The following is a 24488-nucleotide window of genomic DNA, read 5'->3' as shown; positions in this document are numbered from 1 at the left end:
CGTAACCGGAATGGACCTGTACCCGACGGCCACGACGGCCGACGAGCGCGCCCGCGGCGCCGAGGTCGCGGTGCTGCCCGTCGGCAGTTTCGAACAGCACGGAGCGCACCTCCCCCTCGCCACCGACGCCCTGATCGCGACGACCATCGCCGGCGCCCTCGCCGCGGCGTACCCGGTGCTGCGGCTCCCGCCGATCACGATCGGCTGTTCGCACGAACACGCGGACTGGGCGGGCACGGTCAGCGTTTCGGCCGCGACCCTGTACGCCGTGGTGAACGACGTCGCGGCCTCCCTGCGCCGTTCCGGCGTACCGAAACTGGTGCTGGTGAACGCACACGGCGGCAACTACGTCCTGTCCAACGTCGTCCAGGAGTCGACGTCGCCGATGGCGCTCTTCCCCGGCGTCGAAGGCTGGCAGGCGGCGCACGACGCGGCCGGGCTGGAGACGTCGCTGGACAGCGACATGCACGCCGGGGAACTGGAGACCTCCCTTCTCCTGCACGCACACCCCGCGCTGGTCCGGCCCGGTTTCCCGGAGGCGGATCACCTCGCCGACGACAGGCGGCACCTGCTCACGGTGGGCCTGCGGCCGTATTCGGAGTCCGGTGTGGTCGGGCGGCCTTCGCTGGCGACGGCGGAGAAGGGACGGCTGGTGCTGGAGTCATTGGTGGAGAGCTTCGGGGACACTCTGGCCGCTCTCGGCTGACTCGATCAGGTCCAGATGCGGCAGGAAGTGGTGCATCCGCTCTTGTTTCGTCCGCAGGTACCGCAGGTTCTCGTCGTTCGGCGTGACCAGCAGCGGCACTCGCTCGCTGATCCGCACCCCGTGCTGTTTCAGCTGGTCGACCTTTGCCGGGTTGTTGGACAGCAACCGCACCGATCGCACCCCGAGGTCGTTGAGGATCTCCGCCGCGGCGCGGTAGTCGCGCGCGTCCACCGGCAGGCCCAGCGCGATGTTCGCCTCGACGGTGTCGAGCCCTTCGTCCTGCAGCCGCATCGCCTTCAGCTTCGCGAGCAGGCCGATTCCCCGTCCTTCGTGACCTTGGGCGTACACGAGGACTCCGGCCCCCTCGTCGACGATCGCTTGCAGCGCGGCGGCCAGCTGGTCGCCGCATTCGCAGTGCATCGAGCTGAAGACGTCACCGGTGAGGCATTCCGAATGGACCCGCGCCAGCGTGCCGGAGGTCGCGACGTCGCCGTGCACCAGCGCCATCTGTTCGGTGCCGTCGGCGTCCAGATACCCATACGCGCGGAAGACGCCGTACCGGGTGGGCAGTCTGGTCTCCACGACCCTCTCGACGGTCATCGGGTTTCTCCTCTGTTCGGTGACTCCTGACGGAACGCACGAGCAGGACGCCCGCACCGGGAAGGCTGGAGAAGAGCGCGAGCACGCCGTAGACGACGGCCACGGTGACGCCCTGCGCCGACCCGAGCCCCGCCGCGCCGAACAGCAGCGCGCAAACCCCTTCGCGCGGGCCCCAGCCGCCGATGTTCAGCGGCAGGCCCATCGCGAGCAGGGCGAGGATCATCAGCGGCAGCAGGTCGCCGACCGGCGCGGTGACCCCGGCCGCGCGCGCGGCGACGACGAACAGCGCGAGATGCCCGGCCAGGGTGGCGGCCGAAAGCAGGCTCACGCCGGGCCAGGTCTCCTTGGTCAGCAGACCGAGCCGGACGTCGGCGAGGGAAACGGCGAAGCCACGGCGCCATTTCGATCCACTGTGGATCCACCGCTTCCCCGCCGTCATCCCGGTGACGATCAGTGTGAGGGCGAGCGCGACGACCACGATCCCGGCGCCCGTGACGACTCCGCCGATCGGCGGCGGGACGACGGAAGGCGCGCTCAGCACGACGGCGACCGAAGCGCCGATGACCGCGATCTGCCCGGCCGTGCGCTCCAGCACCACCGCGCGGACGCCGCGCGGGACGTCACCGGTTTCGCGGCCGTGGTGCACGGCCCGGTTGACGTCGCCGAGGACGCCCGCGGGCAGGACACCGTTGAGGAACAACGCGCGGTAGTACTCGCCGACGGCGCTCGGCAGCGACAATCGCAGACTGAGCCGCCGCGCGACCAGGCACCAGCGCCAGGCGCTGAAAACCGTGGTGGCGAAACCGATCCCGAGCGCGGCGGCGATCCCGCCGGCGTCGACCTCGCGCAGCCCGGCCAGGAACGCACCCGTACCCAGTTGCCACACGAGCACCCCGAGGATGCCGAGCGCGCCGAGGATCCGAAGCCACGGCCAGAACCGTTTCACGCAGGCACCACCAGGAGGTCTTCGTGCTGGATCATCGCGTCCAGCTCACCCGCCGCGCACTGCGCGAGCCGCCACCGCAGATAAGCGTCCCCGTCCGCCGCCAGCTCCGGCCGCTGCTCGCAGGCTGCGCCGACCCAGCCGGTGAGCCATTCCGCGGTCAGCGCGGCCTGTTCGGCCCCGAGCCGCCACGGGCTGGGAGCGCGCCGCACGGTGGCGCCGAGCCGTTCGAAGACGCCGAAGGCGACGTCCACCGCGTCCGGGCCGAGCAGCCATCGGCCGTCGGTCACCCGGCGCTGGTGCGCGTTGAAGGCGTCGGAGATCTCGATGTCGAACTTGTCCTTGGGCGACAGCACCACGCGGCCCGAAACGCTGAGCGTGAACAGGACCGCGCAGCCCGCTTCGACGCAGGCCTCCGCCAGCCGGGACATCTCTTCGGCGGTGAGCAGGTCGAGCAGCGCCGACGCCGCCACGAGCGAGGTTCCGGCGAGGTCCTCCGCGCGCAACTCGGTGATGTCACGCTGTTCGGTGACGACGGTGACCTCGCTTCCGTCCAAAGCGTGGTCCGGAAGGCTGGTGCGCGCCAGAGCGTGGGTGAGCAGGTCGGTGTCGCGATCGTGCAGGATCCAGCGCTGCCGTCCGGGCAGCCGCCTGGCCAGCCAGCGGCCGAGCGAACCGGTGCCACAACCGAGATCCCGGATGACGACCTCATCCTGCCCGCGCAGGAACGCGCGCACCGGTTCGATCAGCTCGGTCGCGCGGGCGACGGCGTCGGCGTCTTCACGCAACTGAAGCCAGCTGGGGGCGTACTTGGTCATGCCGCCGTCCTTTCACTCAGCAGTACGGCGGCGACACCGCGGGCCGTCTCGTCCCAGCCGGTCAGCGTCTCGCGGCGAAGGCGGGCGGAGGCGCGAAGACGGTCACGCAGTTCAGGTTCGGTGAGCCAGCGGCGAAGGGCCGAGGCCAGCGCGTTGACGTCCTCGCCGGGGACGAGCATCCCCGGCACGCTGCCGTCGGACGCCTGTCCGAGGGTGTCCGGCAGGGCGTCGACGGCGGTGGTCAGCACGGGAATGCCGTGTGCCAGCGCCTCGGTGACGACCATCCCGTAGGTCTCCGCGCGCGACGGAAGCACGAGAAGGTCTGCGGCCGCGTACGTCGCTTCGAGCGCTTCGCCAGACCGCGGGCCGGCGAGAGTGAACCGATCGCCGAGCGCGTGTCGCCGCAGGCGTTCGACGTAGCGCGTCTCGCGCGGGATGGCGCCGACGCACTCACAGGTCCACGGGAGTTCCTTGAGCGACTTCAACGCGTCCGCGAGCAGGCCCTGTCCCTTGCGCGGCGTCACGTTGGCGACGCAGACCAGCCGCGTCCCGCTCAGGCTCCCGGAAGCGACTTCGGCCTTGTCGACCCCGGGCGGCACCACGTGCACGCGATGCGGGGCGAGGTCGTGGTGCTCGATCAGCCGCCGCGCCGCCCACTCACTGGTCACGACCACGGCCTCGACCGCGCCGAGCGTCTCCCGCTCCAAGCGGTCCAGCTCGGCGGCGAGCGAAGGCGACAGTCCCGTCTCGTCGGCGAGCGGGAGATGCACCAGCACCGCGATCGACAGCCGTCGCGCCGACGGCTCGATCACGTCCGGCACCCCGCAAGCGACCAGCCCGTCGAGCAGGACGGCCGAACCGTCGGGCAGTTCGGCGAGTTTGCGCGCCAGCACGGTGCGCGCCTCGGTGTCGGGCCGCGGCCAGTTCCCGCGCACGGCGATCTCGTGGACCTCCACCCCCGCCGCGGCGAGGCTGTCGCACAGCCGCCGGTCGTAGACGTTGCCGCCGCTGGGCGCGCTCACGTCGTCGATGTCGTTGGGCAGGACGACGTGGAGACCGGTCACAGCGCACGCTCGTAACTCGCCCACGCGACGTGGGATTCGTGCAGCGAGACGGTGAGCCCTTCGAGTCCGCGCGCCCCCTCGCCGAGCGCTCCCGTGTGGACGCGGTCGGCGAGCCTGTCCGCGATGACCTTGGCGAGGAACTCGGTCGAGGTGTTGATCCCGGCGAACTCGGGCACGTCGTCGAGGTTGCGGTAGTTCAGGTCGGCGAGCACCGCTTTGAGCTCTTCGGTCGCCTTGCCGATGTCGACGACGATGTTGTCGGCGTCCAGTTCGGACCGGCGGAACGTCGCGTCCACCAGGAAGGTCGCCCCGTGCAGCCGCTGCGCGGGGCCGAAGACCTCGCCTCGGAAGCTGTGGGCCACCATGACGTGGTCGCGGACGGTGATACTGAACAACGGACCTCCTCCGAATCGAGCCCTTAACGCGTGTCCTCCATCTGATAGGTCACACGGAGGCAGAGCGTTCCTGGTTCATTCGCGGCCAGACGCGGCAAGACGTCCGGTAGTTCACGGAACAGACATTCCCCGCTGACCAGCACTTCGAATCCTGGATCGGCCAGAAGGCGCAGGGCGAGCGCCAAGCGGTCGGCGTAGTCCCGGTTCAGGCGGCGGGACGGCGAGACCATGCCGACCTGGCTGGAGCGGATCGCCAGCCGCCGGGAATGGAAGTTCTCGCCGAGCGGGACGCTGACGCGGCGGTCGCCGTACCAGCTCAGCTCGATGACCTCGCCCTCCGGCGCGAGCAGCTCCAGTGCGCGCGCGAGCCCCGCCTCGCTCGCGCTGGCGTGCACGACGAGGTCGCAATCGCCCAGCGCGTTCTCCGGTGTCGAGAAGTCGACACCGAGCGCCTGCGCGATCTTCGCGCGGTCCGGGTCGACGTCGATCAGCTGGACCCTGGTCGCCGGGAAACCGGCCAGCAGTTTCGCGACGCTGCTTCCCACCATCCCGGCGCCGACCACGGCGATCCGGTCGCCGAGTTTCGGCGACGCGTCCCAGACGGCGTTCACCGCGGTCTCGATCGTCCCCGCGAGGATCGCGCGCTCCGGCGGGACCTCGCGCGGCACCGGCGTCACCGCCGACGCCGGGACGACATAGCGCGTCTGGTGCGGATAGAGGCAGAAAACGACTTGCCCGGTCAGGTCTTCCGGACCACGTTCGACCACGCCGACATTGAGGTATCCGTACTTCACGGGCCCCGGGAATTCGCCGTCCTGGAACGGCGCGCGCATGGCCGCACGTTGACTGGGCGGGACCTCGCCGCGAAAGACGAGAGTCTCGGTGCCCCGGCTCACGCCCGTGTACAGGGTGCGGACCAGTACGTCCCCGTCGCCGACCGGAGGGAGCGAGACCGGCCTGATCTCACCGTCGCCGGAGCCACTGAACCAGAAGGCGCGTTCCATCGTGTCCTCTCATGTCGGACCCTGGAAGCGGGGTCACCGCCACCATAACGAGGAGGCCTCGTGATCAACCCCGGAGTTTTCCTGGGGGTCCTCGTCCAGCTGGCGCTGCTGGGAACGCTGGACGCCGTCACCGGGCTGGGCCCGCTGGGCTGGCTCGCCGGAGCGGTCTACGGCCTCGCCGTGGGCGGATTCCTGACCTACGGCCTGAACCGGAGCACCGCGCGCTCCCTCGGCCCCGCCGACGCCGTCACGCTCGGCCGGTCCGGGCTGGTCGGCTGCGTGACCGCGCTCGTCGTCGACACCGCGGGCCGGGAAATCGTCGCGATGGTCGTCCTCGCGTCGATCGCGCTCGTCCTGGACGCGGTCGACGGCCAGGTCGCGCGCCGCACCGGAACGGCGTCCCCACTCGGCGCGCGGTTCGACATGGAGGTCGACGCGTATCTGATCCTGATCCTGAGCGTGGTCGTCGCGCAGTCGCTCGGCCCGTGGGTGCTCACGATCGGCGCGATGCGCTACGTGTTCGTCGCCGCGAGCAGGCTTTGGCCGTGGCTGAACGCGCCGCTTCCGCCGAGCATGGCGCGTAAGACGGTCGCGGCGGTCCAGGGCATCGTGCTGGTCGTGGCGGCGTCGACGATCCTGCCGCTCTGGGCCGGTTTCGTGGTCACGCTGGGCGCGCTGGCGCTGCTGACGTGGTCGTTCGGGCGGGACACGTGGTGGCTGCTGGAGCAGCACGCCTTCACCGCCGCGCCCGCCTGATCACGCGTACTGCGCTTCGCCGTTCCCGATCGACCAGTTGACCGCATCGGTCTCGGTGATCGTGACGAGCATGTTCCGCGGCTCGGTTCCCGAGTACTCCTCGGCGAGCTCCGTGATCCGCCGGTACAGCGACTTCTTCTGTTCGTCGGTGCGCCCCGGCCGCATCGTGATCCCGACGAACACGACTCCCTCGTCGCGGTGGATCCCCAGGTAATCGTCGTATTTCAGGATGCTCTGGCCGTTGAGGACCTGGAAGCGGTCGTCGGCCGGGATGCCGAGCGTTTCGACCAGCGCGTCGTGGACGGCGTCGCCGAGGGCTTCGAGCTTGCCGGTCCCGATGGCGTCGATACGGACGAGGGGCATGTCAGGTCTCCTTGGTGGCGAGCAGGCCGAGGGCGCCGTCGACGGCTTTCGCGAACACGTCCGGGGAGTCGGCGGCGCGGGCGAGGATGTACCCGCCCTGCAGCACCGCGACCAGCGCGGTCGCCGTGGCGAGCGGGTCGAGCGTTCGGTCGAGTTCGCCGGCCGCGCGGCCCTCGTCGAGCAGCTCGGCGAGACGGCCGGTGAGCCAGCCGAAGAACTCCTCGACCGGCTTTCGCAGATCCACGTCGGCCATCACGTCGGGATCCTGGGCGAGCCTGCCGACCGGGCACCCCTTGAGCACGGCGCGTTCGCGGCGCAGGTAGACGGTGATGCGCTCGACGACCTTGCCGGGACCGGAGAACTCGGCCTCCGCCCTGGCGCGCAGATCGTCGGCACTGCGGGCGATCGCGGCGAGCGCGAGTTCGGACTTGCCCTGGAAGTGGTGGTACATGCTGCCCTGTCCGGCGCCGGACCGTTCCTGGATCGCCTTCGGGCTGGTGCCGACGTAGCCGCGCTCCCACAGCAGTTCGCGAGTGCTCTCGATGAGCCTTTCCCTCTTGTCCACGAGCTGACCGTACATACTAGTAGGTACAGAAACAAGCTCCGCGCGCCGGGGAGCAAGGGACCTTTGCTATCACTTTCGCGCTTATCCGCAGGTCAGCGCCCACATTCCGCAGCCAGCCGACTAACTGCGCCCACGAGCCGCCGCCGGTCCGTGAAGGCCTCCTTTCCTACTCTGAGAGTCAGGGTCCCGGCAAAGTCGCATAGGTGCTGTTCGGTTCAGGGTCGTGAGTTACTCGAGGCACGCGTCAAGCCCCCGAGTGTCCACAAGGGACACTTTCGGGCGGCTAAATGTCCGATTGATGGCTAGATGTGCGGTTCTCGATGGGGGTCGTGAGTGGTAATGATCGTTCTAACGATCATTACCACTCACGACCCCTTCGAAAAACGCCCGAATCGGGCACTGTTACCTGGAAAGTGTCCGCGTGGACAGGCGAGAAGGTGTCGGCCACTGTGACGAGCCCCCACCGTCATCAGAACCCGCATCGCCACCCACCCCACCAGCGGTTATGTGACTTTGCCGGGACCCTGACTCTGAGGTAGGGAAGGAGGCCTTCACGGACCTCCCAGGCCAGCCTCAAGACCGCGAGCCCTGCCCGAACCGTTCCCACTCCCGGTCCCAAGCCGCCCGCCGCGCCCGGTTCAGCAACTGCCGCGCGACCAGATACCCACCAGCCAGCAGCGTCACCGCGGCCAGCCACACCCCCACCCCGACGCCGATCCCCGTACTGGTCGCGTCCATCGGCAGCACCGGCGGCTCGACCACGGCGCCGGACTCGTCGAGCCACACGGTCACCGCGTCCCCCGCCGAAGCACCGAGGTCGGCGGTCACGAGAGCCTCCTGAAAGGCCCCATCCGGCAACGCCCACCGCGCCGCCACCGAAGCCGTCTCCGCGGAAGGCGTCCCGTCGACGCCGACACGCGCCGGCGGCGCGTCCTCGAGCAGGAAAGCGGTCGTCGAGTGCCGCGAAGCCGTCTCGAGAGCCGAGCGTTCCATCATGGTCGCGTAGGCCTCCGAGCCGGCCGCCGCGGCCAGCGGTACACCGAGCAACGCCGCGACGACGCCGCCGACGAGGATCGCCGCCTCGATCCGGTCCGGGATCCGGGCCAGCGGATTCCGGCCGAGATGGATCCGGCGCCACAGGAACACGAGCCACATGACGGACCTCCTTCACCGGTCCCCCACCGACAAGATTGCGCCGGAAAGAACCGGAGCGACAGGAGGCTTTGGTCCCGTCAGTGGCGCCCACCCGGAACCACGTACGCGGCGGCCGCGCGGTTCATCGCACGACGTGTTCGTACGCGCACTTCAGGTCCTCGACCCGGCCCGGCGACGCGACCAGCGGCCCTTTCGCCCAATCGCAGCCGAGTTCGTGCAGGACCTCCAGCTGCCGCGCGGTTTCGACTCCTTCGGCGACCACGACGAGGTCGACGGCGTGCGCCATCGCCATGATTCCGGCGACGATCGGCTCGGCGTCGCTCGACCGGCCGAGATCGGCCACGAACGACCGGTCGATCTCGATCACGTTCAGATCGAGGCGGCACAGCTGGGCGAGCGACGAGTACCCGGCGCCGAACCGTTCCGCGGTCACCCGCACGCCGGTCTTCCGCAGCGCGTCGACCGCGTCGGCCGCGTCCTTCAGCGCCGTCTCGTCGACGTCGAGGCTCAGGTCCTGCGGCCCCAGCCCCGCGGCTTCCAGGGTTGTCTGAACCACTTGCAGCAGCGCGGGATCGCCCAGTTGGCGGACCGAAAGACTCACATTCACATTACAGTGCACACCATGATCGGCACGCCATCGAGAGATCTCGCGGGCGGCCTTGGCGAGAACCTCCGCCCCGATGACCGTCAAAAGATCGCCGTCGTCGGAGATCTCGGCCAATTCCGCCGGATCGATCGGTCCGCGCTCCGGGTGATCCCAACAGGACTTCGCCTTCACCGCGACCATCTCACCGGTCCGCAAATCGACGACGGGTTGATAAACGGTCTCGATCAGGCCTTCGGCGACGGCGTTGCGCAGATCCTGCTCCAGCGCGAAACGGTCTTGTACTCGTTTCCGCATGATCGGCGCATAGAACGCATATCGCCCCGGCCCGAACGTCTTGGCCTGATACATCGCCAAATCGGCGTCTTCCAGCAATTCGTCGGCGCTGCGCCGATCGCCTGGTTCGGCGATCACTATTCCAATACTCGTATTTATATGCAGTTCGCGGCCGTGCACGGTGAGCGATTCGGCGAGCCGTCGTTGCAGGTGGTCGGCCAGCGCCCGCACCTCGGCGGCTTCGGTATAACCGGTGGTGATGACCAGGAACTCGTCCCCGCCGAGCCGTCCGACCAGGTCCGAAGGCCCGGCGGCGGCCCGCAGCCGGTCGCCGATGATGCGCAGCACCTGGTCGCCGACGGTATGACCGAGCGAATCGTTGATGATCTTGAACTTGTCGAGGTCGATGAACATGACCGTGGTCGTCCGCACCGGATCGGCGATCGTGCGGCGCAGGCGGTTCAGCGCGAGCGTGCGGTTCGCGAGCCTGGTCAGCGGATCGTGGGTGGCCTCGTAGGCCAGCCGTTCGCTGATCGCCCGCCGCTCGGTGATGTCGGCGAAGGACGTCAGCACGGAGGGCACGCTCTGCCCCGGCGCCATCAGCGGACCGGAGGTCAGCGAAAGCCATCGGTGCGCGCCGTCGCGCCGCCGCACCTGCACGACCCGTCCGGTCTCGACCTTCCCGGAACGCCGCACCCGCGCGGACGGCAGATCGTCGACGGGCACCGGGGCGCCCTGCTCGTCGTGCAGCCGCAACGTCCGGCTCTCCAGCCCGACCAGGGAACCCGGCGGCACCCCGGCGATGCGGTGCGCCGCGGAGTTCGCCAGTTCGATCCGCCCGCCGGGGCCGACCAGCAGCACTCCTTCGTCGAGCGTCTCGACGACGGTGGCGAATTCGGCTTCGGCCCGGCGCTGCGCGGTCTCGTCGGCGCACAGCAGCACGTAACCGTCGAACATCTCGGCCGCGGAGACCCGCACCGCCAGCGCCGTGCCGTCGGCGCTGTAATGCGTGGCCTGCACGACACCGCCCGCGGCGACGACCTGCCGCGGGCTCATCGGCGCGCCGACGACCTCGGCCACCGGGACCCCGATGACCTGGTCGAGATCGTGCCCGTAGACGGCCTCGGCCGCCGGGTTCCAGCTCGTCACCAGCCCGTCGGGGGAGGTCGCGATGATCGCGTCGCTCGCGTGCCCGACCAGCGCGGCCTGAAACCGCAGACCGGCCTCGGCCGCCTTCTGCGTGGTCAGGTCGCGCATGATCACCTGGTACGCGGGCTTGCCCTCCCACGTCGTGAGCACCGCCTGCGATTCGACGGTGACACTTCGGCCCTGGAGGGTCCGCAGCGTCATCTCGGTCGGCTCGCTGAACGAGCCGGGCGAAACCAGGGAGCCGATCCGTGCCAGCAGCGCGTCCTGCGAGCCGGCGTCGACCAGATCCGTGATGTGCATCCCGATGATCTCGGTCGACACGTTCGCGCCCACGAAGCGCATCGTGGCCGAGTTCACGAAGACGACTTTGCCCCGCTGATGGACACAGATCCCGTAAGGACTCGCCTCCACCATCGTGAGATATTGCGTTCCCAATGCGCCGCCGTCGGAATTTTGCTCCAAAAGGCGGTACCCCTGACCGAGAAAGGCGAGCGCGGGTTCGCCACGCTGATCCCTCTCGGCGGACAACTCGGTCAGCAGACGGACGAGCGACGCGTGCCGGTCGGGTTTTCCCACCGTGCGGGTCGCGGTGCCGTTCGCTGGCGAGGAATCCTGATCCGAGGGCCGGTGGGTGTCGGGAGTCCCACCGTCGAGATCGTCAGGATCCATCTGATCCAAACCCCCTACTCGACTGATGTAGCTTCCGATTAGATCACTAAATCGACGTAGCCGTCCTCCTCGGACAGCTGATCGGTGCGGCTATTCCACCCCAGCGTTGACTGAATGTAGTTGAAGGGAAACACGTGCGGAGCAAAACAGACATCTGCGGCATCGGCGCCGTAACCGCCTACGGCTGGGGGCGCGAATCACTGTGGGAGGGCCTCGCGAGCGGCGTCCCCTGCGCCCAATTCGCCGAAGGCTTCGGGGAAACCCCCGATCAACCGGGCTGGGTCGCGCACGTCCCCGAGGGCGGACGGGCCAGGGACGGCAGCCTGCACGCGCGGGCCCTGCTCGCCGCGGCGCGGGAGGCGATCGAGGACGCCGGCGCGCGGGGCTGGACGCCGGGACGCCGGGTCGGCGTCATCTCCGGCGGTGTCCGCGAGGACCTGCGCACCTGGGACCGGCTCACCGAGATGGGCGAGCAGCTCATGTACCGGCGCGAATTCATCGGCATGATGCCCTCGACGCCGATCGCCACGCTCATGGCGGAGTTCGGATTCCACGGCCCTTCCATGGCCACGTCCGCGATGTGCGCGACCGGCAGCGCCGCGGTGCTCACCGCGAAGATGTGGCTGGACGCCGGCATGGCCGACGACGTGGTCGTGGTCACCACGGATCTGTCCGCGACCAGGCCGATGGTGCGCAACTTCGTGCACTGCGGGGTGGCGGTCACCGATGTGCCCCCGCTCGAGGCGTGCCGTCCTTTCCAAGAGGGCACAAGGGGTTTCACCTTCTCCGAAGCCGCGGTCGCCGTGGTGCTGACCCAGCGGAAGACCGAGTCGTACGCGACGCTGCGAGGCGGCGCCATGACCCACGAGGCGCACAACGCGATGGCGCTCGACCCCGATCCGACGAATGCGGTCGCGGCGGTGACCGGGGCGCTGGAGAACGCGAACGCCGCGCCGTCCGACGTCCGCTACCTGAACGCGCACGGGACCGGCACGAAACTCTGCCACCGCACGGAATCCCAGATCCTCGAAGCGGTCTTCCCCCGGGAGACCGAGATCTACTCGATCAAACCGCTGACCGGGCACAGCCAGTCGGGCAGCGCGCTGACCGAGATCGCGGCGATCTGCCTCGCGGCGGAGCGCGACCTGGTCCCGGCGCCGAAACCGGTGGCGGAAGGGCATGCGCAGCTGATGGAGGGGCCGTCACGGCCCGAAAGCGGGCTCACCGTCAAGACGTCGATCGGGATGGGCGGCTACGTCGCGGCTGTCGTGTTGGAGACCGCCTAGCGAGCAATTCGATAACACACGGTCTCAACGTCGTCACGAACCGTCATTTTCGGTGCTCAGCTGGTCGATACTTCCGAGTAGCGACAACGCACCGAGCACGGAGGCGACCATGAGCCCGCGAACGGCGACCGACAACCTCGTCCACAACTACCTGTTCTTGCGGCGTGCCATAGGTTTCCTCGGGATCGGACTGCCCTTCGTGCTGGTCTTCGGGAAGCTGGTCGTCGACGGCGGCGGCCTGCTCAACTCGATCAGCGGGTACTACTACTCGGGAATGCGGGACGTCTGGGTCGGCGTCATGTGCGCCATCGGCGTCTTCCTGTTGTCCTATCGGGGTTACGGCCGGGTCGACGACATCGCCGGGAACATCGCGGCCGTGGCCGCCGTCGGGGTGGCGCTCTTCCCCACGACACCGGCGAACGGCGACCGGACGGACGAGATCGTCGGCCTGCTGCACCTCGGCTTCGCCGCGGTCTTCTTCCTCACCTTGGCGTTCTTCTGCATCGTGCTGTTCACCAAGTCGGACAAGGAGATCCCCGGTGCCCGCAAACCCGCGCGGAACCAGCTGTACGTCGCGTCCGGCGTGATCATGCTGGTGTGCCTGGCGTTGATCGTGCTCTGCGGGCTCGTCTTCGACGATCTGACGAAGGATCTCTACCCGGCGCTGTGGCTGGAGTCGATCGCGATCCTCGCGTTCGGTGTCGCGTGGCTCACCAAGGGCGGGACGCTGCTGCCCGACAAGCCGGTGACGGCGGGGACCCGCGTGACGGCCTGACTTGCACCGGCCAAGGTAAAGGAACCTTTGCACTCGGCCGGGTCGTTGACGCCTTATGACCGATCGCATCGCATTCCGCCTCGGCCGCCGCGACCTGCTGGTGGTCGCGGGGATTCCCGGGGCCGGCAAGACCACCCTGCTGTCCCGGGCGGCGACCGGCGCCCTACCGGTGCTCGACTCCGACCAGGTCCGCGCGCGGCTGCGCGGACGGCTGCCGCCCGCGTTGCCGTACCGGTTCTACCGGCCGGTGGTCCACCTTTGGCATCGCGCGCGGGTCATCCGGTTCGCGCTGGCCGACGGCGGCCCGCTGATCGTGCACGAGCCGTCGACCCGCGCGACGACCCGCGGGCTGCTGGCCCTGCTCGGCTTCGTGAGCCGCCGCCCGGTCCGGTTGCTGTGGCTCGACGTCAGCCCGGAGGACGCCCGCGCGGGCCAAGTCGCGCGCGGGCGCGTCATCCGGCGGCACTCGTTCGCCCGCCACGTCAAGAGGGCCGAGAAGGTGCGCCGTGCCCTGCGCGAGGGCTGGGTGCCGTCAGGCTGGCACGGCGCGCGGATGGTGACCCGTGAGGTCACCGGGGCGCTGCGATTCGTCACCGAAGAGGAGCCGGGGAGAGACCGCTCAGGCGACGTCCGGCTCCTTCGCGTCGAGCGGCCCGCAGCGCCCGCCGTCCGCGCCGGCTAGCGGCTCCGGCTCGGGTTCGTCCGCGGGCACGGGACGGTTCGGGTGCGGGTTCAACGGCGTCCAGCGGATGCGTACCGGCATCGTCGTTCGTCCTTCCACTCCGCGAACCCCTCTTCACCGGGATACGGATGCGACGGGCGATCGGTTCAGATGCCCACGTAGTTCTCGGCGAAGAAATCCTGGTGCGCGCGGGAAACCCGCAGGCTCTCCAGCCGCGCGTCCCGCAGGGCCCGCTGGAAGACGGCCTCGTCGTCGTATCCGGCGGGGCCGTGCAGAAGGTTGATCATCCAGAGGGAGAACTCCTGCGCGCGCCAGATCCGCGGCAGGCATTCGGCGGAGTAGCGGTCGAGTGCCGTCGTGTCGCTCTCGGTGTGGGCTTCGATCAACGCGTGCGCGAGGATCTCGGCCTCCATCAACGCGAGATTCGCGCCCTTCGCCGCGGCGGGACTGATCAGGCTCGCCGCGTCCCCCGCGAGGAACAGGTTCCCCCGCTGGATCGTGTCCATCACCCGCGAAGCCATGTCCACGATCCGGCGTTCGATGATGGCGCCGCGTTTGAGCTCGCCGTAGCGGTCGGCCCGCATCCGCACGTGCAGTTCGTCCCAGATCCGGTCGTCTCCCCAGTTCTCCGGATCCTCGCCGCGCGGTACTTCGAGGTAATAGCGCGTCACCGTCGGCGTCCTGGCCATATGCCCGGCGAATCCGCGTTCGTGGATCGCGTAACCGATCGCGGACATACTCGGCGGCGCCTCGGCGAGGATCGCGAGCCACGAGATGTCGTGGTCCCGCCGGAAAACCCGGGCGGGCACGGATCTCAGCGAGATCCCGCGCCTGCCGTCGCAACCGGCGATGTACTTGGCACGCAAGAGAAGATCGTCGGCGATGACCGTCGCGTCCATCCCCGACACCGAGGTGACCTCGGCCCCGAACCTGATCTCCCCGCCACGGGCGAGGAATTCCGCGATCAGGTCGGTGACCAGGAACTGCTGCGGGTAAACGGTGTGCACCTCGCCGTTCCCGAGTTCGCTGTACCTGAGCTCGAATTCGGCTTGATCATTACGGAAGGCACAGGTGTCGTGTCTCAGGCCTTTCTCGATCAGCCCCGCGGCGAGCCCGTTCTCGGTGAGCACACGGACACTGTTCGCGGCGAGAAAGCCCGCCCTGGCCCGGTTTTCGACATGCTCACGGCTGCGGCGTTCCAGGATCACGCAGTCGATTCCGGCGGCCCGTAACAGGTTTCCCAGCACGAGCCCCGCCGGACCGGCCCCCACGATCAGTACGTCGGCATCGATCTTTCCCACGAAAGCCCCCAGTACCTTCGCCCGCCCCCAGTGCGGTCCAAGGTACACAAAACGCCGTGGCGTCGTGGGCGTTCAGTCCTTCTGAGCGCGCGCCCTCGCCCTGCGTTTCCCTTCGTGCATCGCCACGACGCGGGCGATCGGGATCGTGTGCCCTTGTTCGACGAGGTCGGCGGGCAGCGTCTGCGGCTCCGGCATCGACTCGGCCCACGGATCCTTGTCCCCCAGGAGACCCGGCGCGGTGTGGACGGTGAAATCGGCGGGGACCACGTTTTCGAGCTCGTCCCAGGCCACCGGGAACGACACCGTCAGCCCCGGCCGCAACCGGGGGCTGTACGCCGCCGCGACCGTGTTCCCGCCCGCCCGGGTCGAATCGAGGAACACTTTTCCCTCGCGGTCTTCCACGATGTACGCGGTCGTCGCGACCGCCGGGTCGACCTGTTCCGCACGGGCGGCGAGGGCACGGGTCGCGGCCGCGACGTCTTCGAAGCCTTGCCCCGGCGTCAACGGGACGAAGATGTGCACACCCTTGGAACCACTGGTCTTCACCGCCCCGGCGAGCCCGGAGCCGGCGAGGGCCTGCCGCACCAGCATCGCGGCCTTCACGACGTGGGCGAAGTCGTCCCCCGCGGGCGGGTCGAGGTCCAGCACCAGGTGGGTGGGGCCCGCGTCGACGTCCGCGGTCATCAGCGTCGGGTGGTATTCGACGGCGCGCTGGTTCGCGAACCACAGCAGCGTCCGGCGGTCGTCGCAGAGCGCGTACGACACCTGCCGTTTCGACGTCTCCGCCCACATCCCGTACCGCTTCACCCAGCCGGGCGTGTATTTGGGCAGGTTCTTCTGCATGAACGGGTCTTGGCCGCGAAGGATGCGGATGACCGAAAGCGGCCTGTTCTCCAAAACCGGGAGAATGCGGCCCGCGACGGCGTCGAGATAGTCCACCAGGTCGCGTTTGGTCGCCCCCTCGAACAACGGCTGGTCGAGGTTGGTCAGCTTGACGCCGTCACGCTCCTCATCGCTCATGAGGTGAGCGTGGCACAAAAAAACTCGTGAGTGGTAGTGACCGGGTCACTACCACTCACGAGAGTCGGTACCTAGCTGATGTTGGCGTCGATGCAGGCGTAGAAGGCGTTCGCCGTGTCGTAGACGTTCCAGCGGGCGAGGATCTTGTGCCGCCCGCTCTGCTGCAGGTTCACGCTGTGCGTGACCGTGGCACCCGGCTGCGCGCCGCCGTCGTTGAAGCTGGCGACCTTGGCGCCGTCGACGAAGTACTCCCAAGTGCTGGTGCGGTGGCGAGCCGTCAGCGTCCACCGGAACGTGGTGGTACGGCCGAGGGAATGCACCTTCCAGCCCTTGCTGTCGTCGTTGAGGTCCGCGAAACGGCCGACGCCGCCGTTACAGCTCATGAGACCCTTGGGGCCCTCGACACTTTGCGGCTCCCATTTGATGGAGCCACAGGAAACGGTGTTCTGCGCACACTGCGCCTGCCTGCTCGCAGGCGAGGAAACGTAACCGTGCGCGCTGGCGGTGCCCGCCGGGATCGCGACCAGAGCCGCCGGCACCATCGCCGCACCTGCCGCCAGGGTCAAAAGCCGTCGTTTGAAGCTCATGCCTACCCCTTTCCCAATCTCTACACCCACCGCCGACTCGAGATTCCTGGGTCACAGCGAGCGAAATACCAATGAAGGTCGGGACACATCCGCCGAAGCGCCGAGCAGGCGAATGTGGTCTAGACCATAATTGGTTCAGACGACTCGGTCAAGAGTAACCAACCGGGCACTTGGAGTCGTGAAGATCGAACAGGGGTTGTCAAGCCGGAGGTTCAGCCCGCACCCAAACAGACGAACGGTCGCCGGAACGGATCAACGGCGACGGTGTCCGCCAAGGCCGTCGCCGGTCCGGCCCCCTCGGCGAGTCCGCGGTGGTAATCGTCCATCGCGGCCGCCGCGGCCTCGTCACCGACTCGGCTCAACGGCGCGATCACCGTCCGCGAACCGCTCGCGAGCAACGCGCTGGCGAAACCGAGGACCTCGTCGCCGGGCCGGATCCGGTTCAGCGCCAGTTCACAAGCCGCGAAGACGACCTGTGCAGGCGGCTGCGCGAGCCCGGCCATCTCGTGCGCGAAGAGCGTGCCGTCGGCCAGTTCCAGCCGGGAGAACAAGGCGTTCTCGGGTTCGTGCGCGCCGTGTGCGGCGATGTGCGCCAGTTTCGCGCCGTCCAGTGCGCGCAAGACGGAGGAAACTGTCGCGTCGGCCCCGGCCAGCGTATGCGCGGCCAGGTAATGCGTGGCGAGTTTGTCCAGCTCACCCCTGGTCCCGACAAGACCGGGCCCGCGGACGAGGACGACCTTCCGCGCACGGGGCATCGCCGCGCGCTCCGCGCCCAGCCACGCCGTCGCCGACGGGGCCACGACGATCGGCCGCGACCGCAGCGCCGGCAGCACTCCCCAAGGAACGGCGAACAACGGGCCGGTCGGCACGACGACCAGACCCCGGTCCCCGAGCAGCGCCTCGAGCGGCCTGATCAGCTGGGCGTCCAGCCGTTCCGCCTGTTTGCGCGCCGAACCGAGCACCGCCTGCACCAGCGGCGCCGGCAACCGGTCCGGTGCGAGGGCGTCGAGATCGATGTTCAGCATCCGCGCGGCCTCCGCCGCCCGCTCGGCCGAACCGAGCCGCACCAGTTCGCATCGGCCGCCGACGACGACCATCGCCACCAGGTCGTCCCCCGACGACGCGAAACTCACCAGCACGCGTTCGCCCATCTCCTCGGCCACCTCCGCGAGCCGCGCGACCGGCCGCGGCCTCCCCCAGCGCCCCGTATGCCACCCGAGCCGGTGCGCCTCGCGCAACCGCTCGGCGTGCTTCGAACGCAACGCCGCCGTCGGATGGCCGTCGTGCTGCGCCTGGTGGATCGCCTGATCGAGCCCGCGGACCTCACCGACCCGCTCAGCGAGCTCCGGATCGGCCGCCACAACAGGTTCGTACCGGTAACTTTGGGCGCGGGTCCGCTCCGTCCAGCCGAACAACCGGGCCGCGTCGGCACGCTCCAGCACGATCTTGACGGCCAGATCCGCCAGCTCCCTGCCGTGCAGCGCCGTCCCGGACACCAGCTCGATGCCGCCCATCCGATCGCGGACACGGTCGAGTTCGGTGAGCCCGGCCCGGATCTCGGCCAGCGCCCTGGTCTTGTCGCCCTCGGCCACCGCGAGTTCCGCACGGCAAAGCCTGCGCAACATCCGATAATCGACGGAGGTCAGCCGTCCCGGCCGTGGAATCCGTTCGAGCAATTCGGCGGCACGTTGGCGTTTTCCCTTGCGCAGCTCGACCCGGACGGCCAGCATCCGCGCCAGCGCCGCCTGATCGGCGAGCCGCGGCATCGGCATCCCGTTCGCCGCCCGCAGCGCGCGGGACGTCAGGGTCGGCGGGATCACGTTGGTGCGCAAGGCTTCCTGCACGTCGGCGCGGAGGCCGACGATGGTCGCGTTGGCGACGCAGGTCTGGCAGCCCCACCGAAGCGTGCGACGCCGGGCCGAAGCCGCATACGTCCGCGCGAGCTCCAGGTCATCGGTCATCAACGCGGCGGACGCGCGGAACAACTCCACCCCACCCAGATCTCTCGTGATGCTCCGCTGTTCCAGCATCACCGGCAGGATCTCGTCGAGATGCGCTCCGGCCTCTTCGGCCAGACCCGCGGTCAACAGCGCTTCAGCCCGCTCCCACCTCAGCAGCGGCGGGATGTCCAGGTCGAGCGAGCGGTAGATCCTCTCGCTTTCGTCGTAGAGCCGCAGCGCGGCGGGAACGTTACCGACACGGAGTTCCAGCGTGCCCAGCGGACGGCGTACATCCGCCGCCTCGGCCCGCAGACCGTTTCGTTCCGCGAGTTCCACGGCACTGGCGAGGTCTCGCCTGGCCCGCCGGACGTCACCCAGCCTGGTGTAAGCGAGTCCCCGAGTGGTCAAGGTGCCCAAGTACGGGCCGAGTGACACGGAGGAATCCTTTTCCATGGCCAGCGCGGCCTCTTTGTGCGCCAAGGACGAATCGAAGTACGCCGTGCTTTCCTCGTTCCGTCCCACCGCCATGAGCAGGAGTCCGTAATTGTGGTCGAGTTGGCCACGCAATTCCGCATAAAGCCTGGGATCGTCCACCGCCTTCAGCAGAAGCCGGACGTCGTCCAGACCAGCGAGACCGGAAGCGACGCCCCCGCTGGTCTCCGACCCCACGGTCGCGATACTCGAAGCGAGCCGGATGCGGGCGGCGAGCCAGTCGTGCCTCATCCGTTCGGGGACCGGATGGATCGAATCGAGCAAGGCCATCCCCCGGCGAAGCAGGAGAATTCCTTCGCGCTGACGGGCCGAACACGCGGCATCGATACCGGCGCGCTGGAGTTCGCGCGCTTTGCGAATGACCTCGGCCTGATCGAGCTGTGTTACCGCCACTGATCTATGACAGCACACTCCGTAGCCGAGAGTCGCCCGCCACCGGTTCGAAACCGGGTGACGGGCGGACCACTTCAGCCAGGAGCATTGCTCAGGGAGTGGGCGGCGGCGTCTGAGCGCATCCGCCGGGGCAGTCCCGGACCCGTCCATTCTGGTGCTCACAGTCGGGGCTGTGCTGGTGTTCCCCCTGGTCGGGCTTGGGCTGAGCCGGGTCGACCGGCTCCTCCTCGCCGATGGGGTCCTTGACGTCCGTAGGCGTCGACATGTGACGATCTCCTCCCCTGATGATCTTTCTTTGTCGTACCAGGCAGCCTCGCTACGACGGCCCCCTCTGTTCGCAGGCCCTCTTCCTGCGAACGGGGCAATAGTGCCACAACGGAGCAGTGATCGGGAGTTTTTACCTACACTGAGTCATCGTCGGCACCCGAAAGAGGGACGCCTGGTTAGCGAGCCTCACGACCTCCGCCGAATGGCCGCGCCGCCCCATGCGAAGACCGCGAATCGAGATCATTCCACTGCGCCATCCGGCCTAAGATCCAAAACTTCTTGCGGCACAAGGGTTTCCGGCCGCCGAACCGGGGAACTCGCGACCTGTCGGGGGTTGACCGGCGAAACATCCGGAGGAGATAACGATGCCCACGTGGTTGGTCATCATCATCGTCATCGCCGCGATCCTTGTGGTGGGCGTGGCCGCTTGGTTCGTACTCGCGGAACAACGCAAGCGGCGATTGCGCGACACGTTCGGTCCCGAATACGACCGGGCGGTCGAGGAACACGAAAGCCCAAGGGAAGCCGAGCGTGAGCTTTCGTCGCGAGTGAAACGACATTCGGATCTCGACATCCGGCCGCTGCCGGAGACCACAAAGGACCGGTACGCCCAGGAATGGGCGCTGATCCAGGAACAGTTCGTCGACCGTCCGTCCGGCGCCGTCGTCGAGGCGGACCGGGTGCTGGTCTCCTTGATGGCCGAACGTGGCTACCCGACCGAGGGGTACGACCAGCAGCTCGCGGATCTGTCCGTCCGGCACGCGAACGCGTTGCGGCACTACCGCGCCGGACACGACACCCTGGTGCGCCATCGGGAATCCGAAATGTCCACAGAGGACATGCGCGAAGCGATGAAGCACTACCGCGAAGTGTTCGAAGATCTGTTGACCGATGCCGGCGAAGGAGCGGAAAGCCATGGAAAGCAGGCCCCTGGAAACCGAGGGAACGGAACGCGTCGCGGGGACGACGGATCCGCTCGGCGAGGAACGGACCGCTGACGAGCAGGCCTTGAGCACCGAGGACCTGGTGGCCACCGATTCCGGACGCACCAACGAAGACGAGGCGCAGACGTTGTTCGCCGACGCCGACGTCGACCGATTCCGCGAGAGCTGGCAAGGCATCCAAACGGCCTTCGTGGACGATCCGCGGCGGGCGGTCAAGGAGGCCGACGAACTCGTCGCGGTCGTGATCCAGAACCTGGCCACGACGTTCGCGGACCACAAGAAGGAACTGGAATCCGCGTGGAGCCAGGGCGAACCGGCGACCGAAGATCTCCGGATCGCGCTGCGCCGCTACCGGTCGTTCTTCAACCAGTTGCTGAGCGCGTAGGCGAAACCTCGTGAGTGGTAAGGGCGGTTAGAACCGTCCTTACCACTCACGAGATCGGGCCGGAGTCATTCAGGCGCCAGTGGTCGATCCAGGCCGCACGATCATCAGTACCGTCACCACGGCCCAGAGCAGATTGAACATCCCCGTGTACATCGCGACCCGCCCGGCCGTGAGCGGTTCCGACGGCGGTTCGGTGTCCAGCGCCGCGAGGATCGCGTTCTGCCCCGGCAGGACCAGCAACGCCAGCACCCCGGCGGCGGCCGCGGTGAGCACGATCGACACGATCACCCACATGTCGCCGAAGACCCGCATGCTGCCCGCCGTCGCCAGTCCGAAGAACGGCACCGCGATACCGAAGATCGCGTAGACCCGGCAGATCCGGTTGAGTGCGCGGAGCACGGACAGTCCGGAACCCGGTTCGGCGAACGCTTTGCGCGCGGCGGCGGGGAACATGCTCGCCGCGACGGTGACCGGACCGACCGCGATGACGGCGGCGAGCACATGGAGAATCAAGAGGATTTTCGACACGCCACCGAGCCTATGATCGTCACCCAGGCCTCCGGTACCGGTGTTTTCGACAGATGTCGCAGGATTCCGGCCATCCGGCTACGTCCGGCGACGTACGCGGAGTGCCGCCTGTGAACGGATGTGGCGACGGCCTCTCCCGCGACACCATTCGTCACCATGAACCTTCCCGTGGACACAGACGAACTCACGAAACGGTACGGCGAGCAACTGGCCGTCGACCGGATGAAGCTGACCGTGCTGCCCGGCGAGATCTACGGTTTCCTCGGCCCGAACGGCGCGGGCAAGACGACGACGTTGCGGATGCTGCTCGGGCTCGTCCGGCCGACGTCCGGCAGCGTCCGGCTGTTCGGCAGGCCGCCCGGTGACCTCGACGGGGTCGGCGCGCTGATCGAATCACCGGGGTTCTACCCGTATCTGTCCGGTTCGGACAATCTCAAGGTGCTGGCCCGGTACAGCGGAACGGATCCGCTCCGCGTCGGCGAGGTCCTCGCGATGGTCGACCTCGCCGACCGCGGCAAGGACCGGTACTCCACCTACTCCCTCGGTATGAAGCAGCGGCTCGGTGTCGCGGCGGCGCTGCTGAAGGATCCGCGGCTGCTGATCCTCGACGAGCCGACCAACGGGCTCGACCCGGCCGGGATGGCCGACATGCGGGTGCTGATCCGCAGGCTCGGCGCGGAGGGCTGCACCGTGCTGCTGTCGAGCCACCTGCTGGGCGAGGTCCAGCAGATCTGCGACCGGGTCGGCATCGTCTCGCGTGGGCGGCTGGTCGCGGAGAACACGGTGGCCGAGCTGCGCGGCGGCACGGTGCTGCACATCGAAACCGACGAGATCATGCGCGCCGCGGACCTGGTGCGGCACTGGATCGGCGCGGAGAACGTGCGCGCGAGCGGGACCGGTCTCGACCTGACCGTCGACCCGGAGCGCGCATCGTGGCTGAACCGCGAACTGGTCACGGAAGGGATCCCGGTGCGCGAACTGCACGTCCGCGAACGGGATCTGGAACAGGTCTTCTTCGAGCTCACCGGAGAGGTGGCAGGTCATGTGGGGTAGTTGTACCGCCGAGCTGGCGAAGCTCGTCCGGCGTCCGGCGAACTGGTTCATGCTGGGGATCGCGGTCGTGCTCGGCCTGACCTTCACCTATCTGCTGCCGCTCGCGGGCGCGGCGGGTTCGTCGAGCGGGGCGCCCGGTACCGACCGCGGGCTGGCCGCGACGCTTCCGGCGAATCTGGTCGGCAACTCGATCGGCGGGCTGCCGGTGTTCCTCGGGGCGATCCTGCTCGTGCTCGGGGTGCTGGCCGTCGGTACCGAATACGGTTGGGGCACGTGGAAGACCGTGCTGACACAAGGACCTTCGCGGCTGACCGTCTACAGTGGAAAGTTGTTCGCGCTGGCCGTCGCGTCCCTGACCGTCGTGCTGACGAGCTTCGCGACCGGCGCGGTCACGAGCGCGCTCATCGCCTCGTCGGAGGGCGAGCCGATGAACTGGCCGTCGTTCGGCTCGCTGCTGACGGGGATCGGCGCGGGCTGGCTGATCGCGATGACCTGGGCGGCACTCGGTGCGGCGCTCGCGATCGCGATGCGCGGGGTGGCGCTGCCGATCGGGCTCGGCCTGGTGTGGCTGCTGGTGGTCCAGAACCTGCTGTTCGGGGTCGCGGCCCCGCTGGTGGACTGGGTCGGCACGCTCCAGCTGGCGCTGCCGGGAGCCAACGCCGGTTCGCTGGCCGCGTCGCTGGGTGCTTCGGGCGCGACGCCGGGGATCGGGGAACTCGTCGGTGTCTCCCAGGCGACGCTGGTCGTGGCCGGCTACCTGGTGGTCTTCGCCGGTCTCGGCGGCTGGCTGCTGCGGCGCCGGGATGTCCTCTGAACGCGCGTGAAGGCCCCCTTCCCTCGGCTCAGCGAAGGGAAGGGGGCCTTCACGCGGGATCAGGCGAGGGCGTCGAGGTCCGCCAGGACGTCCGCGGGCAGCTCGAGTTTCGCGGCGGCGATGTTCTCGTGCAGGTGCAGCAGCGACGACGTGCCCGGGATCAGCAGGATGTTCGGCGACCGCTGGAGCAGCCACGCGAGCGCGACCTGCATCGGCGTCGCGTCGACCCGGCGGGCGCAGTCGTCGAGCACGCCGGACTGCAGCGGCGTGAATCCGCCGAGCGGGAAGTACGGCACGAACGGGATGTTGATGGCCGCGAGGGCGTCGAGGAGCCCGTCGTTGGCGCGGTTCGCGACGTTGTACTCGTTCTGCACGCAGACGACCGGCGCGATGGCGCGGGCTTCCTTGACCTGTTCCGCCGAAACGTGGCTCAGGCCGAGGTGCCGGATGAGCCCCTGCTGCTGAAGTTCGGCGAGAACCTCGAACGGCTCCGTGATCGAGACCGGGATCGGGAAGACGCCGTGCTCCCCCGCGAGCCGCAGGTTGACGACGTCGAGCACGTCGACGCCGAGGTTGCGCAGGTTGTCGTGGACCGCGGACGTCAGCTCCTCCCGTGAGAGCGCCGAAGGCCAGCCCTTGTCCGGAGTCCGCTTCGCGCCGACCTTCGTGACGATGTGCAGGTCGTCCGGGTACGGGTGCAGCGCCTCGCGGATCAGCTCGTTGACCGTGTGCGGACCGTAGAAGTCGCTGGTGTCGATGTGGGTCACCCCCAGCTCGACAGCCTCGCGGAGGACGGCGATCGCGGTTTCGCGGTCGCTCGGCGGCCCCCAGATGCCGGGGCCGGACAGCCGCATGGCGCCGTAGCCCATCCGGCTCACGGTGAGATCGCCGAGGGTGAGGGTGCCGCCTGGGCTCATGATCGCTCCTTGTGCAAGTGGGTTCGGCTCACCTTAT

General features: G+C 68.6%; 26 protein-coding genes and 1 pseudogene. 10 read left to right on the top strand and 17 right to left on the bottom strand.

Annotated features, from left to right (window positions below):
* Positions 1-10: 10 nt before the first annotated feature.
* On the top strand, positions 11-706 hold the full coding sequence (locus DMH01_RS29815; RefSeq protein ID WP_125680548.1) for a creatininase family protein: 696 nt from the start codon (positions 11-13) through the stop codon (positions 704-706).
* Here the strand turns inward: DMH01_RS29815 and ribA are convergent.
* The 6 genes and pseudogenes from ribA to DMH01_RS29785 all read right to left on the bottom strand — a co-directional run.
* Positions 662-1246: pseudogene (ribA, locus tag DMH01_RS29810) on the bottom strand (GTP cyclohydrolase II); the annotation flags it as partial. The gene DMH01_RS29815 and the pseudogene ribA overlap by 45 nt on opposite strands.
* The gene (locus tag DMH01_RS29805; protein ID WP_233621710.1) at positions 1140-2252 is read right to left on the bottom strand and encodes a lysylphosphatidylglycerol synthase transmembrane domain-containing protein; all 1113 of its coding nucleotides are present in this window, start codon (positions 2250-2252) and stop codon (positions 1140-1142) included. The pseudogene ribA and the gene DMH01_RS29805, both read right to left, overlap by 107 nt.
* Complete coding sequence (locus DMH01_RS29800; protein WP_125680545.1) at positions 2249-3067, bottom strand: class I SAM-dependent methyltransferase; 819 nt, start codon at positions 3065-3067, stop codon at positions 2249-2251. The genes DMH01_RS29805 and DMH01_RS29800 overlap by 4 nt, the downstream gene beginning before the upstream one ends.
* On the bottom strand, positions 3064-4131 hold the full coding sequence (locus DMH01_RS29795) for a glycosyltransferase family 4 protein (protein ID WP_125680544.1): 1068 nt from the start codon (positions 4129-4131) through the stop codon (positions 3064-3066). Before DMH01_RS29795 ends, DMH01_RS29800 begins: the two co-directional genes overlap by 4 nt.
* A complete protein-coding gene (locus tag DMH01_RS29790; RefSeq protein ID WP_125680543.1) occupies positions 4128-4526 on the bottom strand; it encodes a 6-carboxytetrahydropterin synthase in 399 nt (132 codons plus the stop codon). The genes DMH01_RS29795 and DMH01_RS29790 overlap by 4 nt, the downstream gene beginning before the upstream one ends.
* 23 nt (positions 4527-4549) lie before the next feature.
* Positions 4550-5530 (bottom strand): zinc-binding alcohol dehydrogenase, encoded by a 981-nt coding sequence (locus DMH01_RS29785; protein WP_125680542.1) that lies wholly within the window; start codon positions 5528-5530, stop codon positions 4550-4552.
* Between the two features lie 60 nt (positions 5531-5590).
* Here DMH01_RS29785 and DMH01_RS29780 point away from each other — a divergent pair, with 60 nt between their 5' ends.
* Positions 5591-6286 carry a CDP-alcohol phosphatidyltransferase family protein gene (locus DMH01_RS29780; protein WP_125680541.1) on the top strand — a complete coding sequence of 232 codons (696 nt, stop codon included), beginning with the start codon at positions 5591-5593 and terminating at the stop codon, positions 6284-6286.
* Here DMH01_RS29780 and DMH01_RS29775 read toward each other — a convergent pair whose 3' ends face one another.
* From DMH01_RS29775 to DMH01_RS29760, 4 genes are all read right to left on the bottom strand, one after another.
* A complete protein-coding gene (locus DMH01_RS29775; RefSeq protein ID WP_125680540.1) occupies positions 6287-6649 on the bottom strand; it encodes a tautomerase family protein in 363 nt (120 codons plus the stop codon).
* A gap of 1 nt (position 6650) precedes the next feature.
* Positions 6651-7214, bottom strand: coding sequence for a TetR/AcrR family transcriptional regulator (locus DMH01_RS29770; RefSeq protein WP_199745682.1), 564 nt, complete (start codon positions 7212-7214; stop codon positions 6651-6653).
* Positions 7215-7787: 573 nt separating this feature from the next.
* Complete coding sequence (locus tag DMH01_RS29765; protein ID WP_125680538.1) at positions 7788-8369, bottom strand: hypothetical protein; 582 nt, start codon at positions 8367-8369, stop codon at positions 7788-7790.
* 121 nt (positions 8370-8490) lie between these two features.
* Entirely contained in the window at positions 8491-11067 is a 2577-nt protein-coding gene (locus DMH01_RS29760) for an EAL domain-containing protein (RefSeq protein WP_125680537.1), read from the bottom strand.
* Between the two features lie 134 nt (positions 11068-11201).
* On the opposite strand from DMH01_RS29760, the gene DMH01_RS29755 reads away from it, so the two are divergent.
* The 3 genes from DMH01_RS29755 (at position 11202) to DMH01_RS29745 (ending at position 13810) form a co-directional block, all read left to right on the top strand.
* Positions 11202-12353, top strand: a complete 1152-nt coding sequence (locus tag DMH01_RS29755; RefSeq protein WP_125680536.1) for a beta-ketoacyl synthase N-terminal-like domain-containing protein — start codon at positions 11202-11204, stop codon at positions 12351-12353.
* A 109-nt stretch (positions 12354-12462) separates the two neighbouring features.
* Positions 12463-13128: a DUF998 domain-containing protein gene (locus DMH01_RS29750; RefSeq protein WP_125680535.1), complete on the top strand. Its 666-nt coding sequence runs from the start codon at positions 12463-12465 to the stop codon at positions 13126-13128.
* 55 nt (positions 13129-13183) lie between these two features.
* Positions 13184-13810: an AAA family ATPase gene (locus DMH01_RS29745; protein ID WP_125680534.1), complete on the top strand. Its 627-nt coding sequence runs from the start codon at positions 13184-13186 to the stop codon at positions 13808-13810.
* Between the two features lie 146 nt (positions 13811-13956).
* On the opposite strand, the gene DMH01_RS29740 is transcribed toward DMH01_RS29745, so the two are convergent.
* From DMH01_RS29740 to DMH01_RS29725, 4 genes are all read right to left on the bottom strand, one after another.
* Positions 13957-15111, bottom strand: coding sequence for a 4-hydroxybenzoate 3-monooxygenase (locus DMH01_RS29740; protein WP_125680533.1), 1155 nt, complete (start codon positions 15109-15111; stop codon positions 13957-13959).
* 72 nt (positions 15112-15183) lie between these two features.
* The gene (locus DMH01_RS29735) at positions 15184-16131 is read right to left on the bottom strand and encodes a DNA polymerase domain-containing protein (protein ID WP_125680532.1); all 948 of its coding nucleotides are present in this window, start codon (positions 16129-16131) and stop codon (positions 15184-15186) included.
* Between the two features lie 71 nt (positions 16132-16202).
* A complete protein-coding gene (locus DMH01_RS29730; protein ID WP_016331699.1) occupies positions 16203-16718 on the bottom strand; it encodes a lytic polysaccharide monooxygenase auxiliary activity family 9 protein in 516 nt (171 codons plus the stop codon).
* Between the two features lie 212 nt (positions 16719-16930).
* Positions 16931-19420: a CHAT domain-containing protein gene (locus DMH01_RS29725; protein WP_233621731.1), complete on the bottom strand. Its 2490-nt coding sequence runs from the start codon at positions 19418-19420 to the stop codon at positions 16931-16933.
* On the opposite strand from DMH01_RS29725, the gene DMH01_RS43350 reads away from it, so the two are divergent.
* Positions 19397-19546: a hypothetical protein gene (locus DMH01_RS43350; RefSeq protein WP_233621735.1), complete on the top strand. Its 150-nt coding sequence runs from the start codon at positions 19397-19399 to the stop codon at positions 19544-19546. The two genes, DMH01_RS29725 and DMH01_RS43350, sit on opposite strands and share 24 nt — an antisense overlap.
* 88 nt (positions 19547-19634) lie before the next feature.
* Here the strand turns inward: DMH01_RS43350 and DMH01_RS42790 are convergent, their stop codons facing one another.
* Positions 19635-19808, bottom strand: coding sequence for a hypothetical protein (locus DMH01_RS42790; RefSeq protein WP_158633263.1), 174 nt, complete (start codon positions 19806-19808; stop codon positions 19635-19637).
* Positions 19809-20175: 367 nt separating this feature from the next.
* Here DMH01_RS42790 and DMH01_RS29720 point away from each other — a divergent pair, with 367 nt between their 5' ends.
* Positions 20176-20808: a hypothetical protein gene (locus DMH01_RS29720; RefSeq protein WP_125680530.1), complete on the top strand. Its 633-nt coding sequence runs from the start codon at positions 20176-20178 to the stop codon at positions 20806-20808.
* Entirely contained in the window at positions 20726-21139 is a 414-nt protein-coding gene (locus DMH01_RS29715; protein WP_125680529.1) for a hypothetical protein, read from the top strand. The genes DMH01_RS29720 and DMH01_RS29715 overlap by 83 nt, the downstream gene beginning before the upstream one ends.
* Positions 21140-21208: 69 nt before the next feature.
* On the opposite strand, the gene DMH01_RS29710 is transcribed toward DMH01_RS29715, so the two are convergent.
* Entirely contained in the window at positions 21209-21667 is a 459-nt protein-coding gene (locus DMH01_RS29710) for a hypothetical protein (protein ID WP_125680528.1), read from the bottom strand.
* Between the two features lie 156 nt (positions 21668-21823).
* Between DMH01_RS29710 and DMH01_RS29705 the strand changes: the two genes are divergently transcribed.
* Together DMH01_RS29705 and DMH01_RS29700 are read left to right on the top strand one after the other, a co-directional pair.
* Positions 21824-22720, top strand: coding sequence for an ABC transporter ATP-binding protein (locus DMH01_RS29705; RefSeq protein ID WP_125680527.1), 897 nt, complete (start codon positions 21824-21826; stop codon positions 22718-22720).
* Positions 22710-23534, top strand: a complete 825-nt coding sequence (locus DMH01_RS29700; RefSeq protein ID WP_125680526.1) for an ABC transporter permease — start codon at positions 22710-22712, stop codon at positions 23532-23534. Before DMH01_RS29705 ends, DMH01_RS29700 begins: the two co-directional genes overlap by 11 nt.
* A gap of 59 nt (positions 23535-23593) precedes the next feature.
* On the opposite strand, the gene DMH01_RS29695 is transcribed toward DMH01_RS29700, so the two are convergent.
* The gene (locus DMH01_RS29695) at positions 23594-24451 is read right to left on the bottom strand and encodes an oxidoreductase (protein WP_125680525.1); all 858 of its coding nucleotides are present in this window, start codon (positions 24449-24451) and stop codon (positions 23594-23596) included.
* Between the last annotated feature and the right edge of the window lie 37 nt (positions 24452-24488).

This window comes from Amycolatopsis sp. WAC 04182, from assembly GCF_003947465.1.
Classification (GTDB): Bacteria; Actinomycetota; Actinomycetes; order Mycobacteriales; family Pseudonocardiaceae; genus Amycolatopsis.
The sequence above is the reverse complement of the archived record's forward strand: the minus strand, read 5'-3'. Positions and strand labels throughout refer to the sequence as shown.